Below are 13,480 nucleotides of genomic sequence, written 5' to 3' on the forward strand. Positions count from 1 at the left end.
GTGTTAATTAACTTTGCGCTGTTATGGGAATAAAGGAAAGAAAACAACGTTACAAGGAAGACTTCCGTGGTCGAATTCTTGAAGCAGCCAAAAAGCTGTTTGTACAAGAAGGGATAGAATCCACCTCGATCCGTAAGATCGCGAAAGAGATCGAGTTTAGCCCAACGACGATCTACCTCTATTACAAGGACAAAAGTGATATTGTATATGCGCTGCACCAGGAGGGTTTCCGTATCCTGCATCAGCGCATGGAACCATTAGTACATGTCGGAGATCCTTTTGAACGCCTCAAGGCACTCGGGAAGTCCTATTTGGCTTTCGCCATCGAAGAACCTGATTTTTATGAAGTTCTCTTTATGAAAAAAGAACCGATGGAGTTTCTGGACAACAACTGTATCGAGAGCGAGTGGGAAGAAGGCGAACGGGTTTTTGATCTGTTGCAGCATACCGTACGCGAATGCCAACAGATTGGGTATTTCCAGGACATGGATGCCGGGCTGCTATCCTTGCAGGCATGGAGCAGTGTGCATGGCCTAGCTTCCTTATTTATTACAGGACACTTTCAAAAGCTAGGAGAGATGTCTGATACTACTGTGGATCTCGATGTATTGCTGGAAAGCACATTCCAGGTTTATGTGGTCCTATTGGAAAAGTTAAGGTAATTTTTTTGTCAAAATATAAACACTGTTAAGAATGAGAACAGTATTAATAAATATCCTATATATCTGCTTTGCCTGTGGTATCGTACATGTCCAAGCACAGGACAGCAGGTTGGATCAATACATCAGACAGGGTATGGAAGACAATCTTGTCATTGCGCAAAAGAACCTTTCCCTGCAGAAGGCCATGAATGCCTTGGATATCGCACGCAGTATGTACTTGCCCAACCTGACCTTTGATATGACCTATACTACGGCCAATGGGGGACGTGCTATATTGTTGCCCGTAGGGGATATGTTGAATCCTGTGTACAACACCCTCAATCAATTGACACAGAGCCAGCTTTTTCCGCAGATCGACAATGAAAAGATAAACTTCTTGCCTCGTAATTATTACGACGCCCGGTTTAGGGCGACCATGCCGCTTATCAATACAGACATTAAGCATAATAAGGACATCAATCAAAAGTTGGTCGGTATGCAAGAGACAGACCTGGAGATCTATAAACGGGAATTGGTTAAGGACATCAAGCAGGCTTATTACAATTATTTGAGTGCCTGCGATGCTGTGGGAGTCTTTCAGAACTCCCTTCAATTGGCTAAGGAAGGCAAACGCGTCAACCAAAAGCTGCTCGACGCCGGCAAGGGTCTCCATGCCTATGTCGTGCGGGCAGATGCCGAGATCGCACAGGTGGAAGCCCAACTGAATGAAGCAGAGCAACAGCGACTCAATGCCCAATACTATTTCAATACCTTGCTCAATCGAGAGGCCCTTGATCCTATCGACTTCGGGAGCAATCCCCATATCGACCAGTCCCTAGAGTCTTCCTTGGGTCTGTCGGTAGACGAGCGGGAAGAGTTGGATATCCTTGCCAAGCAGATTGATGTACAGGAGACCGTGGTCAAGATGAATCGGCAGGTCTTTTTTCCAAAACTAAATGCTTTTGTCGATGCCGGATCCCAAGCCGAGAATATGCGTTTCGACAAAGAATCCCAATATCTGATGATCGGTGCACAGTTGACATTTCCGATTTTTGAGGGCAACCGGAACCGTCTGAAGATCAAGGAAAGTCAGATCGCTGTTGCCGAGACGCAAAATCAATTGACCCAGGTGAAACAACAGCTGGAATTGGCTGCCCGTGTCGCACGCAATGAAGTTGTCACCACCAAAAAAAATTACCGGTCGGCCAAACAGCAGGTAGAAGCTGCCGATACGTATCAACGCCTTATCCAACGCGGATTCAACGAGGGTGTCAATACCTATATAGAAACCATAGATGCCCGCGCCCAATTTACATCTGCGCGCTTGGCAGAGAATATTGCACGGTACAAATGGCTGGCCGCATTGGCCAAACTCGAACGCGAAACAGCAACCTATCCTTTAGATTGATTAAATTCAAATTGTATCAAAAATGAAACCACATGGGTATATAGGACTTTTCAATGTGCCAAAAAGCAGGCATAGAGAATATAAATTCCCTAACATAGCTCTATCTGTTACTATCATTATGCCTTGGCATCCTTATCTAGTGGTCAATCAAGGATATAAATCCAAAACTATGCCCCTATGTGGTTAAAAAATATGGTAATTATATACTTTAGCAACCAACCCGTCATTTCGACGAAGAATGAGGAGAAATCTATGGATGAATAGGACTAATTTTCTACTTGGCCATAGATTTCTCTTCGTCGTACCTCCTCATCGAAATGACGACAAAGTTTGGTTAAAGAAATATATAATTGCCAAAAAGATATACTAAATCTCAATTTATATGAAAGCACACTATATATCGTACTGTATACTAGCACTGGCTCTGATTTCGTCTTGTAGCGGTAGCGGTGAACGTACCTCTGCAATACAGGTCGAGGATACCATACCGGTCAAGCTGATGCCCTTGCAGCAGCTCGGAGCACTTTCGGTGGTGGAAGCCACAGGTATTTTTACAACCGATGATGAGACTTTATTGGGATTCAAGAATGGCGGTGTGATCTCGAAGATATATGTCAAAGAAGGTGATGCGATCCGTAAGGGACAACGCCTTGCGTCGGTACAGGCGGTCGAGGTCGATGCTATGGCAGGGCAGGCCAATATCGCCTTGGAAAAGGCCCGTCGGGATTACGAACGTGCCAGAAAGCTCTACCTCGATAGCGTAGCCACATTGGAACAGATGCAAAATGCAAAATCGGCTTTGGAGTTGGCCGAACAGGATGTCCATGCCGTAACCTACAACCAGCAGCACCTGCATATTGTCTCTCCGGTGACCGGTTATGTCCTGGCCAAACTGGCTAACGAAGGGCAAGTTGTCGGTCCGGGAACACCCGTGCTGCAGGTGAATGGTGCAGCAAAAGGCACGTGGACATTGAAGGTAGGGGTGGGCGATGCCCAATGGGCGGTAATCCAAAAGGGAGATGAGGCAATGGTGTATACAGATGCATTGCCCAATCAGGAAATCAAAGCGGTTGTATCCAAAAAATCCGAAGGATTGGATCCGCAGTCGGGTACTTTTACCGTCTATCTGGAATTGCAAGGTCAGCCAGACGGCAAATTAGCTTCAGGAGTATTTGGCAAATCCAAGATTATGACCAGTGGTAAAGGAGAGGAGCAGCACAGCTGGCAGATCCCTTACGAATCGCTTGTCGATGCCCACGGAAAAGAGGCGTATGTTTTTGTCACCAAAGACGGGAAGACGGCCGTAAGACAGAAAGTCATATTGGGCGATATCCACAATGATGCCGTAACGGTCGTCAAGGGGTTGGAAGGAATTGAATCCATTATTGTGTCGGGTAGCCCATATCTTGTCGACGGTTCTGTCATTCGTATAAAAAAGTAATTTTTAGTCATTGCGAGGCACGAAGCAATCTCATTAGACGAAAAACGCAGATTGCCGCGTCGTTCCGCTCCTCGCAATGACGCGTTTTTTTATTGTCTTTAATTTTTATCATGAGTTTGATCAAATATCCCATTAAAAACTACCAGTTTACCTTGATTATGGCGATCATGGTCATGGTAGTAGCCATCAGCACCATACTGACCATGCCAAGGGCCGAGGATCCCGACATGAGGGCTTCGAGCTTTCCTGTGGTGGTTGTCTATCCCGGCACCAGTCCAAAGGATATGGAAAACCTGATCGTCAAACCTTTGGAATCAAGGTTCTATGGTTTGGACAATATCAAAGACATCAAGACCACGATCAACAACGGGCTTGCCTTCATCTTCGTCGAATACGAGTTCAAGACGGACTATAACGAAAAATACCAGGAATTGGTCCGTGAACTGAATGCTGCACGCCCGGAGCTGCCGGAGAATATATACAGCATGGAAGTGCTCAAGGTAGATCCTACCAATGTCAGTGTCATCCAGGTAGCCTTGGTTTCTGAAAATGCCTCACGAGCTACGATGAAACGGCTCTCGGACGACCTCAGATCTGAACTCGAAAAAATAAAAGCACTGAAGAATGTAGAGATTTCTGGACTGCCCAATCAACAGGTACGCATCGATCTGCACCAAGCAAAAATGGCCGAACTTCGTATTCCTATGAACCAAGTCATACAGGCCGTGCAGAGCGAAACTCTGAATATACCGGGAGGAAGCATCGATGCCGGCACACGATCCTTTAGCGTCACGACCAGTGGCAGTTACCAAAGCATAGAGCAGATCCAAAACACGATTGTTTCCAGTGCACAAGGCCGTAATATATTGCTACGGGACATTGCAGATATCTATCCTTCATTTGGCACGAATACCCATATCACACGGCTCAATGGCTATCAATGTGTCTTGATCAATGCCGCCCAAAAGGAAGGCGAAAATATCTCGCATACCCAAGAACAGTACAAAACCGTATTAGCAAACTTCAAAAGCCACTTGCCGGACAATGTAGACCTGATCCTTTCCTTTGACCAGGGCAACAACGTCAATAAACGATTGACCGGCTTGGGCATCGATTTTCTGATCGCGATCAGCTTGGTATTGATCACCCTATTGCCTTTGGGTACGAGAGCTTCCCTTGTCGTGATGATTGCTATTCCATTATCCTTGGGGTTGGGATTGATCACGATGAATATTGTGGGCTATTCATTGAACCAGTTGAGCATCGTCGGATTTGTGGTAGCCTTGGGGCTGGTCGTGGATGACAGTATTGTGGTCGTGGAGAATATCGAGCGTTGGATGCGCGAAGGATATTCCCGTCTCGAATCGGCCATTAAAGGAACCGAACAGATTGCATTGGCCGTTGTAGGCTGTACCGTCACCTTGGTCATCGCATTCATGCCTTTGATGTTTATGCCTGAGATGGCGGGCGATTTCATACGGAGCATGCCTACAGCCGTGATCGCCTCGGTCATCGGATCCATGTTTGTCGCTCTGCTGATCGTACCGTTTCTGTCCAGCAAGATATTGAAGCCCCATGCAGATGAAGGGGGAAATATTATCCTCCGTACCCTACAGAAATGGATCCACAATACCTATGGCAAGTTGCTGGATACAGCACTCCGGCATCCGGGCAAGACGACATTGATTGCCCTTGCTGTATTCCTCGGATCCTTGGGGCTTATTCCGGTTATCGGTTTCAGCCTGTTTCCCCCATCCGAAAAACCACAGTTTATGATTCAGATCCGTACTTCGCTGCAGGGCAATCTAGCGACGACGGACAGCATCACCCGACATATAGAAGGAGACTTGAAAGAAATTGGGGAGGTAAAATATTTTACGAGCAATGTGGGTAAGGGCAATCCCAGTATTTATTACAATATGCAGCAGGCCGGTGAAAATATATCCTACGCCGATATCTTTGTACAGCTGCACGACGATGTGAAATCCAAGGATAAAATTGCCCTGATCGAACGGCTCCGAAAGCAATGGTCTCCCTATCTGGGTGCAAAGGTCGAGGTTCGTGATTTTGAGCAGGGCGTTCCGGTGATTTCGCCGGTAGAAGTGCGGATTTTTGGGGACAATCTGGATACGTTGCAACAGTTGGCCTTGCGTATAGAAGATATGCTGAAAACGACCGAAGGCACAGAATATGTCAACAATCCCATCAAGAACAACAAATCGGATCTGCGCATCCGTATCAATAGGGAGAAGGCCATGGCGTTTGGTGTCCCTGCCACTACGATCGATCAGACGGTTAGGGTAGCATTGGCCGGCTATGTAGCCGGGACGTACTCGGATCCCGATTCGGACAACAATGACTATGAAATATTGGTTACCGTCCCCCGTGAAGAGTATGCTTCCATCCACACACTGGAAGGTGTCTTTGTCAATAACGTGGAGGGAACGGCCATTCCCTTAAATCAATTGGCCACGTTGGAACTGGAGTCTTCGCCATCCAGTATTTACCACAAGAACAAGGAGCGGACAGTCTCTGTCAATTCTTTTGTAAAGAAAGGGTATAGCAACGATGAGGTGATCAATGCCGTCATCAAGCAGATGGATGCATTTGATTTTCCATTGGGATATTCGTACGAGATGGGCGGCGAGGTCGAAAGCCGTGAAGCTGCTTTTGGTGGCTTCGGCACCATCGTCATTGTCACCATATTTATGTTCATCGCCGTATTGGTATTGGAATTCAAAACCTTCAAGAGCACGTTGATTGTCCTGTCTGTCATTCCGCTCGGTATTGTGGGAGCGGTCTTGGCTCTTTTGGTTACGGGCAATACCCTGTCCTTTGTGGCGACCATCGGTATTGTAGCCTTGGCAGGGATAGAAGTGAAAAACACCATCCTGCTGGTGGACTTTACCAATCAATTGCGCAGGGAAGGAGTCGCACTGAACGAAGCCATCGAAAAGGCCGGAGAGATACGCTTCCTGCCGATTATCCTGACATCCATGACAGCGATCGGTGGACTTTTGCCTATTGCATGGTCTTCCAATCCATTGATTTCCCCCTTGGCAATCGTCATGATCGGCGGGTTGATCAGCTCTACCTTGTTGTCTCGTGTCGTGACACCTGTGGTGTATAAGTTGATACCACCGGAGGTGTAGGGACCCCTTCGGCAAGCCGTATATTGTATCTCTCACAGATAACGAGTATCTTTACAAGTCACTGTGCATCTATTTAAATAAAGTGACAGGGGTAATGACCATCATAACTTTCATCACCTCCTTCACTTCCGTAACTTTAAAAATAAAAACTATGAAGATTGTCATTTTGGACGGTTATACCTTAAATCCGGGGGACTTGGATTGGAGCCCCATACAATCGTTAGGCGAGGTCACTGTTTACGAGCGCACTGCGGCCGGAGAGGTCGTCGGACGGGCTAAAGGTGCACCCATCGTACTGACCAATAAGGTTGAGATCACCCGGAAAATGATGGAGCAATTGCCCGATCTGGAATATATCGGTGTGATGGCTACCGGTTTTAACATCATCGATCTGCCGGCAGCGACGGATCATGGGATCACCGTGACCAATGTGAAAGGTTATAGTACAAATGCTGTGGCGCAGCACACGTTTGCTCTGTTATTTGCCCTCCTGAACCGTGTCGAGACGCACAGTGATCTAGTCCACGCAGGCAAATGGGCCGCCAGCAAGGATTTTACCTTCCGGGAAACGCCTCTGCTGGAGGTCGTAGATAAAACGATGGGACTGATCGGGCTAGGCGACATTGGGCAGAAGGTGGCCGACATCGCCCGTGCTTTCGGGATGCGGGTGATCGCTTACCGCAAAAACCCCAACAAGACTAATGACCCGGATATCCAGATGGTCTCGTTGGATGAGGTGTTCAGGCAAAGTGATGTACTGAGCCTGCATGTCCCGCTCAGTGCCGAAACCGAACACATCGTCAACAAAGAAAATCTGGAAAAGATGAAAGCGACAGCCTATCTGCTCAATACCGCCCGGGGTGCCTTGATCAATGAGGCAGACCTGGCCTCAGCATTGGACAACCAAGTCATCGCAGGTGCAGGCCTGGACGTGCTCAGTTCAGAGCCTCCTTCGTCGGACAATCCCTTATTGAACGCTAAAAACTGTGTGATCACCCCACATGTTGCCTGGTCGCTCCAAGAGACGCGCGAACGCCTCATGCACTTGATCAGTGAAAACCTCAAGGCGTATCTACGTGGCGAGCCGATCAATAAAGTGAATACTTGATACCGCAAGGGCAGACCACACCAACAGAACAATGAAAAGCTCTACCATCTCCCAACTCAAAAAAGAACTCAGCTACCGCTCTTCCGATGAGTTGCTAGCGCTCTGTCTGCGCCTGGCAAAGTTTAAAAAAGAAAACAAGGAATTGCTCACCTATTTGCTCTTTGAAGCGGATGACGAAAATGCCTACGTAGAGAGCGTCAAACGGGAAGTGATGGCACAGTTGGCAATGATCAATACCAAAAATTACTACTGGATGCGAAAAAGCATTCGGAAAATATTAAAGGACGTAAAGAAATACATCCGCTATTCACAAAAAAAAGAAACGGAAGTCGAGCTGCTGTTGGATTTTTGTGCACGGCTCAAAACACTATCACCACCCATCGGCAAAGATAAAACGCTACAGAACCTGCTGGACAGACAGCTGGCCTCGGTGCGTCAAAAGATCGATGCGCTACACGAAGATCTACAATATGACTTTAACCAACAATTGGAAGCGCTGTCTTTGAAGCATTCAAAATAACGATTTAAATACCTTCCTTTTTTACCTATCCCGCACCATCACAGCCTTATACCCTGGGAATCTTTCGAGCAGTTTTTTACCTTCTTTCCGGCCCAAGACCATAATGGAGGTACTGAGGAAGTTGGCGAATTCTGCCGAAGGCCCCCACACGGTCACGCTGGCCAGACCGGCGGAGGGCCAGCCTGTCTTGGGGTTGATGATATGGGAGTAACGCTTGCCATCGATCTCGGCAAACTTCTCGTTGTTGCCGGATGTGGCCACAGCACCATTCTTTATGCGGAGAACTTTTTGGATTTTATGTGCTTTGAACGGGTTGCTGACACCTACTTTCCAGGGTTGTTTGTCGGGTTGGGTGCCCCAGGCCGAAAGATCACCCGAAGCATTGACAATGCCGCCTTGAATACCTAGCGATTGCAGAAGTTCACGGCCTCTGTCTGCGGCATAGCCCTTTCCTATGGAGCCAAATCCTATTTTCATGCCTTTCTTTTCCAGAAAGATCGTCGAGTGAAGACTGTCCAGTAAAATATGTTGGTAGCCCACATCCTGGATTGATTTTTCGATAGCTGTAGGAGAGGGGAGCGTATCCATACTGCCATCAAACACCCAGACATGGTCCAAGGCAGCGATGCTGATATCAAAAGCACCATTGCTGAGCCGACTGTATCGGATAGCACGGCGGGTCAGTTCGAAAACCTCCCGATCCACCTTTACGGGTCGGATGCCGGCATATTGGTTGACCTGCGAGATCTGGGTATGTGGCCTCCATTCGGAGATCAGGTTTTCGATCCGTTCTATTTCGGTTATGGCTGGCTGAAAATACCCTTCAGCTTGAGCAGAATCATGCGCTATCACCACCAGTTCAAAAACCGATCCCATCAGCACCGTTTGCTTCTTGAATACTTGCTGGCAAAGCCCAGAGGAAAGGCTTATGAGAAGAAAAGATATCGTCAAAAGGATCTTCATAGTAGCAAATGTTGTGATGAAAGTAAGAAAAAAAAGATCAAGGCCAGCTTAATAACAATCCGAAAGAATCTGTCCACGCCAATCGCTCAATCCATGACTTGCGCAGATCTCTGCCAGCACCTCCTCTACATCCCGTTGCATGGCCAACGAACCACAGATCATGATAACACCTTTGCCTGCCAACAGATCGGCAAAGAAGGAGGCATCTTTCCGGATCAGATCCATCACGTATCGTGCATGTTCTTCCCGTGAAAAGGCTATTTGGAAATCGGCCAACCGTCCGGCCGCTATTTCCCCTTCGGCAAAACGACAGTATTCTTTCGAAAGAACATTGTTGTACCGGAAACCAGCATACAAATGAATAGGAATACGTTTCTTATTTTCCGAAATCATCCCAAGGAAAGGCGCTATGCCCGTTCCATTAGCAATCATGGCTACTTTCGGAGCTTTCTTCGGAAAATGGAACCCTTTATTGGCCACAATCCGAGCAGATATACGCCCATTTTCGGATAAGCGATACAGGAATTCCGATCCCAATCCGTTAGGATACAGCTTCACCATGAGCTGGATACTATCCTCTTTCTTGCCTATGGAATAGAGCCGCTCCCGACCATCGTCTGCCGGGTAGATGGCCAATAGATCGCCCGATCGGAAAGCCTGTCGCCTCCGAGGCCGCAGTACGATCTTAAAGGTGGAATTGTCTTCGGTGACTTCGGTTTTTTCCAAGATATCAAATTTCCGCAGTCCCGTTATTTTGGTAGCGTAAAGGGCAGGCGTAACCGCCAATTCACAGGATGCTTTTTGGCTCCAGGCTTTTATCCAGGTGATGAATTCTTCTACAGAACGGTCGTTGACCGTATGCAGATCGAGATACTTCGTGGCCCAAGGTTGCCTGGCCAACAGCTCGTCGACGTACCGGGCATACGCACAAAAATCCGGATAAGCTTTGGAACCAAAACCAATGACCGAATAGCCTATCTGCTGATCCTGTGGAAACCTGGCCACTAACTTATCAAAATGGGTGGCATTGGCCGGTGCAGTACCTAAACCATAGGTTGAGCTGAAGACCAACAAATGCTTGGCTTTGGGAAAAGGAGCAAAGCGGTTCATCTCGGTCAAAAAGGATTTATATCCATATGCCAATAGCTGTTGATGGATTTTGTTGGCATAGGACAATGTACTGCCATTTTCGGTTCCTATCAGTAGGATATATTCTGCATTCGATGGATTGAATTTATTCTTGATCCTGGTTCCTTTTCTACGGAAAGTAATGGCAAAACCCGTATACATAAAGAACAGGATATTCAAGGAAGCAAGTCCCAAAATAATTGCCCAGATAACACTGGTCCGTCCTGTATGCAGATCGAGACTGAGCTTTTCTAGCATCAAGCTATAGGGATAGCGGTTTTCTTCGACTATCTCGCCGGTAATCTGATTGACGGAAAGTTCCCGGTCTTTCAGTTTCAGGATATAAAACTCTTCGGGATCATCGGGCATAAATGGAAAACTGATCTTTTCCACGTCGGCCAGTGGGGTGCTCTGGAAAATAGAAAAATCGGCCAGATCTTTCTTTGCTGCTTTCTCGTGCTGTACGTGATCGACTGTTTGATTTTCAGCGCCTACCATATCGATACGTACCATAAAAAGATACGTGCCTGTAAGGGCCAAGATCAAAACAGGGATCAGAAAAATACGTCCTGTGACGACATGGAAGTATTGTGAAAAGAAATCTTTATTGATCCGGGCAAAGAAATTCCGTAGTCCCTGCTGTCGCTTGGCGATAAGAATGACTCCGGTAATCGTGATCAGAAAGAGTAGAAAAGAAACTAGACCGATGATGATCCGTCCTGTCTCTTTGAGGAACAATGAGCGGTGCAGAGCTATGTTCCATTGGATAAAGTCACTTTGAGGCCTGACCTCACCCAATGCTTCTCCGGTGAGGGGATTAATGTAGGCTTTGACAGCATTACCTTCCCGGTCTGTGGCATCGACAGACACAAACCCGTTGTGGTCTACCGAAAGCTCGATTATTTCGGGATAAACCTCCCACAGCACCGGAATGGTCTGTGCGAGGTTTATGGTGTGGAAATCATGGATCTTGTATCCTTGTGTTTTTTCATCTATAGCGCCGATGGCCAGGATGACTCCCGTCACGGAAAGGATCAACAAAAACACAGCGGAGATAATGGCCAAAGCCAAATGGGCATACCTCCAGATGGATAGGGTCATTGCACTTTACTTAGTTTGACAAAACGGATGTATCCCGTTCCTTCCACACGTTCGGTCAGCCCTTGTGGCGTGACGGATAGCTCTACGTCCTTTACGTGGTATTTTTGTTCTTCCACGGCAGACTCAAAGCGCAATTTGTAGCCTTTGTTCAATTTGGAATCTTCGATCTCGATGGTACGCACGGCACGGTCTCCACCATTGACCGATGCTCCGGTGATGGTGCTCAGCTTGGATTTTGCTTTCGTCTCAAACTTATACCATTCTTTGAGTGTATTGTACCATTGCTTGTCCGGCCCTAGGACAGCAAGGGTCTTTTCATATGCTCCTTGTGGATTGATCAGGGATATAATCACATAGGCAGCCTCACCCTTATAACCGATCATTTGGATCATACATTTGTATTTGCTCGATTGTGCAAACGAGCTTAGCGACAATAATGTTATAAATAAGGTAAAAAACAGGGTTTTCTTCATCTTTTTATTTTAAGAAATCAATGGATACATTGTTGGCTTTCAAGAAATCATTTTCTTTTGCCAAGTCATAAGCTGTTTCGTCAAACTCTGTCTTCAGGTCTTTTTTTGCGCCCAAGGCAAGCAGTTCTTTCAGAATCTTATCGTCTTTCGCGATCAAAGCCGCCTTGTGCAGTGCAGTCAGACCTTCTTTGTCCTGTGCATTGACATTGACACCAAGCTGTGCTGCTTTTTTGATTTGGCTTAGGCTTTCCTTAGAAACAGCCAAGTGGAGAAGAGTGCTTCCGTTTCCTTGCGGAGTAGCGACATCTACACCACTGTTTTTGAGGAGTTCCAATTTTGTTTCAAAATCATCGTTAGGCTGACCTCCGCCTTGTGGACCACCGGGCCTGCCGCCGCCACCTTGCGGACCTCTTTCTCTGAAAGAGTTAAACCAATAATAGGCGAGATTATACCCATCTTTGTCCAGCAGCTTGCTATCTGCACCTTTTTTCAACAGGAGAGAAGCTACTTCGGCTGAACCGCTGGCAATTGCTTTGGTCAAAGCCGATTCGCCTTTACTATTTACGGCATTGATATCGTTGGTTTTTCCGACCAATGTTTCGATCAAGGCAGCGTCCCTGCCTGCAGCTGCATTGATCAATACGGTATTGCCTTCATGATCCTTTGTGTTGACATCAACTCCTTTAGCCAGGAAATAGTTGATGATCTCCGTATTAGGTCGACGTACCAGTGTGTGCAGGATGGTAGCGCCATCTTTCGGGTTGATCGCTTTGGGATCCAATTTTAATTTTTCGACCAGATATTGGTATGTTTCGATACCATTCTGGTGCATTCTGGAACCTTGTGTAGCAAAGAAAAGTGCTCTATTCGTTGGCTTTATGCCTTTACCCATTAATTTTTCGATGAGCACAGTATTACCAAACCTTGCTGCATAGTCAACAGCTGTGCTTCCATATTCATCGGTATCATTGTACGACAGGCCTTTGGACACGAAATAGTCTGATATCGTAAAATCGTCGTCTCTGGCTATTGCTAATAAGAGCAATGTAGCACCGTCATCGTATTTTTGTTTGGGGTTCACACCGGCTGCAAACAATGCTTCATAAATGGCCGTATTCTTCACACCGTTGGCAGCAGCATTTGTGATTACCGCTGATCCATGGCTGTCCGACAGGTGTACATCCGAACCTTTTTCGATCAAGTAAGCGACCAGGTCTGCATTTCCTCGTCCGGCTGCCCAGTGTAGATAAGAAGCACTGTGGTGCGTCTTTTTATGTACGCCATTACCTTCTTGTTCGACCATGAATTTGATGGTTTCCAGAGGAGCATCACTAAGGATGGCTCTTGCTGTTGGATCCCAGGAGGCAGCATTTGCCTCAGAAGGACTATTCCCTTTGGCTATTTCGGCTTTTACCTGTTCTATGGTAGGTTTGGTTTTCCAAAAGTCAGGATTCATCAACGTGTTATTGCTTTGCTGGGCTTGTACATAGCATGCGGATGATGCCAAGATCGCTAAAAAGAGTTTTTTCATACGGGTACCAAATC

Annotated in this window: 10 protein-coding genes; 6 read left to right on the top strand and 4 right to left on the bottom strand. The window is 46.8% G+C overall.

The features are described 5' to 3' along the window. The first annotated feature begins 23 nt into the window (after positions 1-23). The 6 genes from G5B00_RS06355 (at position 24) to G5B00_RS06380 (ending at position 8,270) form a co-directional block, all read left to right on the top strand. Complete coding sequence (locus G5B00_RS06355; protein WP_163872429.1) at positions 24-662, top strand: TetR/AcrR family transcriptional regulator; 639 nt, start codon at positions 24-26, stop codon at positions 660-662. A gap of 31 nt (positions 663-693) precedes the next feature. After that, complete coding sequence (locus tag G5B00_RS06360; RefSeq protein ID WP_163872430.1) at positions 694-2,049, top strand: TolC family protein; 1,356 nt, start codon at positions 694-696, stop codon at positions 2,047-2,049. Between the two features lie 382 nt (positions 2,050-2,431). Then, the gene (locus G5B00_RS06365) at positions 2,432-3,490 is read left to right on the top strand and encodes an efflux RND transporter periplasmic adaptor subunit (protein WP_163872431.1); all 1,059 of its coding nucleotides are present in this window, start codon (positions 2,432-2,434) and stop codon (positions 3,488-3,490) included. Positions 3,491-3,600: 110 nt separating this feature from the next. Further along, on the top strand, positions 3,601-6,642 hold the full coding sequence (locus G5B00_RS06370; RefSeq protein ID WP_163872432.1) for an efflux RND transporter permease subunit: 3,042 nt from the start codon (positions 3,601-3,603) through the stop codon (positions 6,640-6,642). 151 nt (positions 6,643-6,793) lie between these two features. Beyond that, complete coding sequence (locus tag G5B00_RS06375) at positions 6,794-7,750, top strand: D-2-hydroxyacid dehydrogenase (RefSeq protein ID WP_163872433.1); 957 nt, start codon at positions 6,794-6,796, stop codon at positions 7,748-7,750. 31 nt (positions 7,751-7,781) lie between these two features. After that, entirely contained in the window at positions 7,782-8,270 is a 489-nt protein-coding gene (locus G5B00_RS06380) for a hypothetical protein (RefSeq protein ID WP_163872434.1), read from the top strand. Between the two features lie 21 nt (positions 8,271-8,291). On the opposite strand, the gene G5B00_RS06385 is transcribed toward G5B00_RS06380, so the two are convergent. The 4 genes from G5B00_RS06385 to G5B00_RS06400 are packed head-to-tail and all read right to left on the bottom strand — an operon-like array spanning position 8,292 to position 13,466. Continuing rightward, complete coding sequence (locus tag G5B00_RS06385; protein WP_163872435.1) at positions 8,292-9,233, bottom strand: FAD:protein FMN transferase; 942 nt, start codon at positions 9,231-9,233, stop codon at positions 8,292-8,294. Positions 9,234-9,281: 48 nt separating this feature from the next. Continuing rightward, positions 9,282-11,462 carry a PepSY domain-containing protein gene (locus G5B00_RS06390; RefSeq protein WP_163872436.1) on the bottom strand — a complete coding sequence of 727 codons (2,181 nt, stop codon included), beginning with the start codon at positions 11,460-11,462 and terminating at the stop codon, positions 9,282-9,284. Next, entirely contained in the window at positions 11,459-11,935 is a 477-nt protein-coding gene (locus G5B00_RS06395; protein ID WP_163872437.1) for a DUF2271 domain-containing protein, read from the bottom strand. The genes G5B00_RS06390 and G5B00_RS06395 overlap by 4 nt, the downstream gene beginning before the upstream one ends. A gap of 4 nt (positions 11,936-11,939) precedes the next feature. Beyond that, on the bottom strand, positions 11,940-13,466 hold the full coding sequence (locus tag G5B00_RS06400) for an ankyrin repeat domain-containing protein (protein WP_163872438.1): 1,527 nt from the start codon (positions 13,464-13,466) through the stop codon (positions 11,940-11,942). Positions 13,467-13,480 lie beyond the last annotated feature (14 nt).

The sequence above is a fragment of the Parapedobacter sp. SGR-10 genome (genome assembly GCF_011030405.1).
Lineage (GTDB): Bacteria > Bacteroidota > Bacteroidia > Sphingobacteriales > Sphingobacteriaceae > Sphingobacterium.

Coding starts and splice junctions, on each gene's coding strand:
- G5B00_RS06355 (WP_163872429.1), top strand. CDS start 24: ATGGGAATAAAGGAAAGAAAACAACGTTACAAGGAAGACTTCCGTGGT.
- G5B00_RS06400 (WP_163872438.1), bottom strand. CDS start 13,466: ATGAAAAAACTCTTTTTAGCGATCTTGGCATCATCCGCATGCTATGTA.
- G5B00_RS06375 (WP_163872433.1), top strand. CDS start 6,794: ATGAAGATTGTCATTTTGGACGGTTATACCTTAAATCCGGGGGACTTG.
- G5B00_RS06370 (WP_163872432.1), top strand. CDS start 3,601: ATGAGTTTGATCAAATATCCCATTAAAAACTACCAGTTTACCTTGATT.
- G5B00_RS06385 (WP_163872435.1), bottom strand. CDS start 9,233: ATGAAGATCCTTTTGACGATATCTTTTCTTCTCATAAGCCTTTCCTCT.
- G5B00_RS06390 (WP_163872436.1), bottom strand. CDS start 11,462: ATGACCCTATCCATCTGGAGGTATGCCCATTTGGCTTTGGCCATTATC.
- G5B00_RS06360 (WP_163872430.1), top strand. CDS start 694: ATGAGAACAGTATTAATAAATATCCTATATATCTGCTTTGCCTGTGGT.
- G5B00_RS06395 (WP_163872437.1), bottom strand. CDS start 11,935: ATGAAGAAAACCCTGTTTTTTACCTTATTTATAACATTATTGTCGCTA.
- G5B00_RS06365 (WP_163872431.1), top strand. CDS start 2,432: ATGAAAGCACACTATATATCGTACTGTATACTAGCACTGGCTCTGATT.
- G5B00_RS06380 (WP_163872434.1), top strand. CDS start 7,782: ATGAAAAGCTCTACCATCTCCCAACTCAAAAAAGAACTCAGCTACCGC.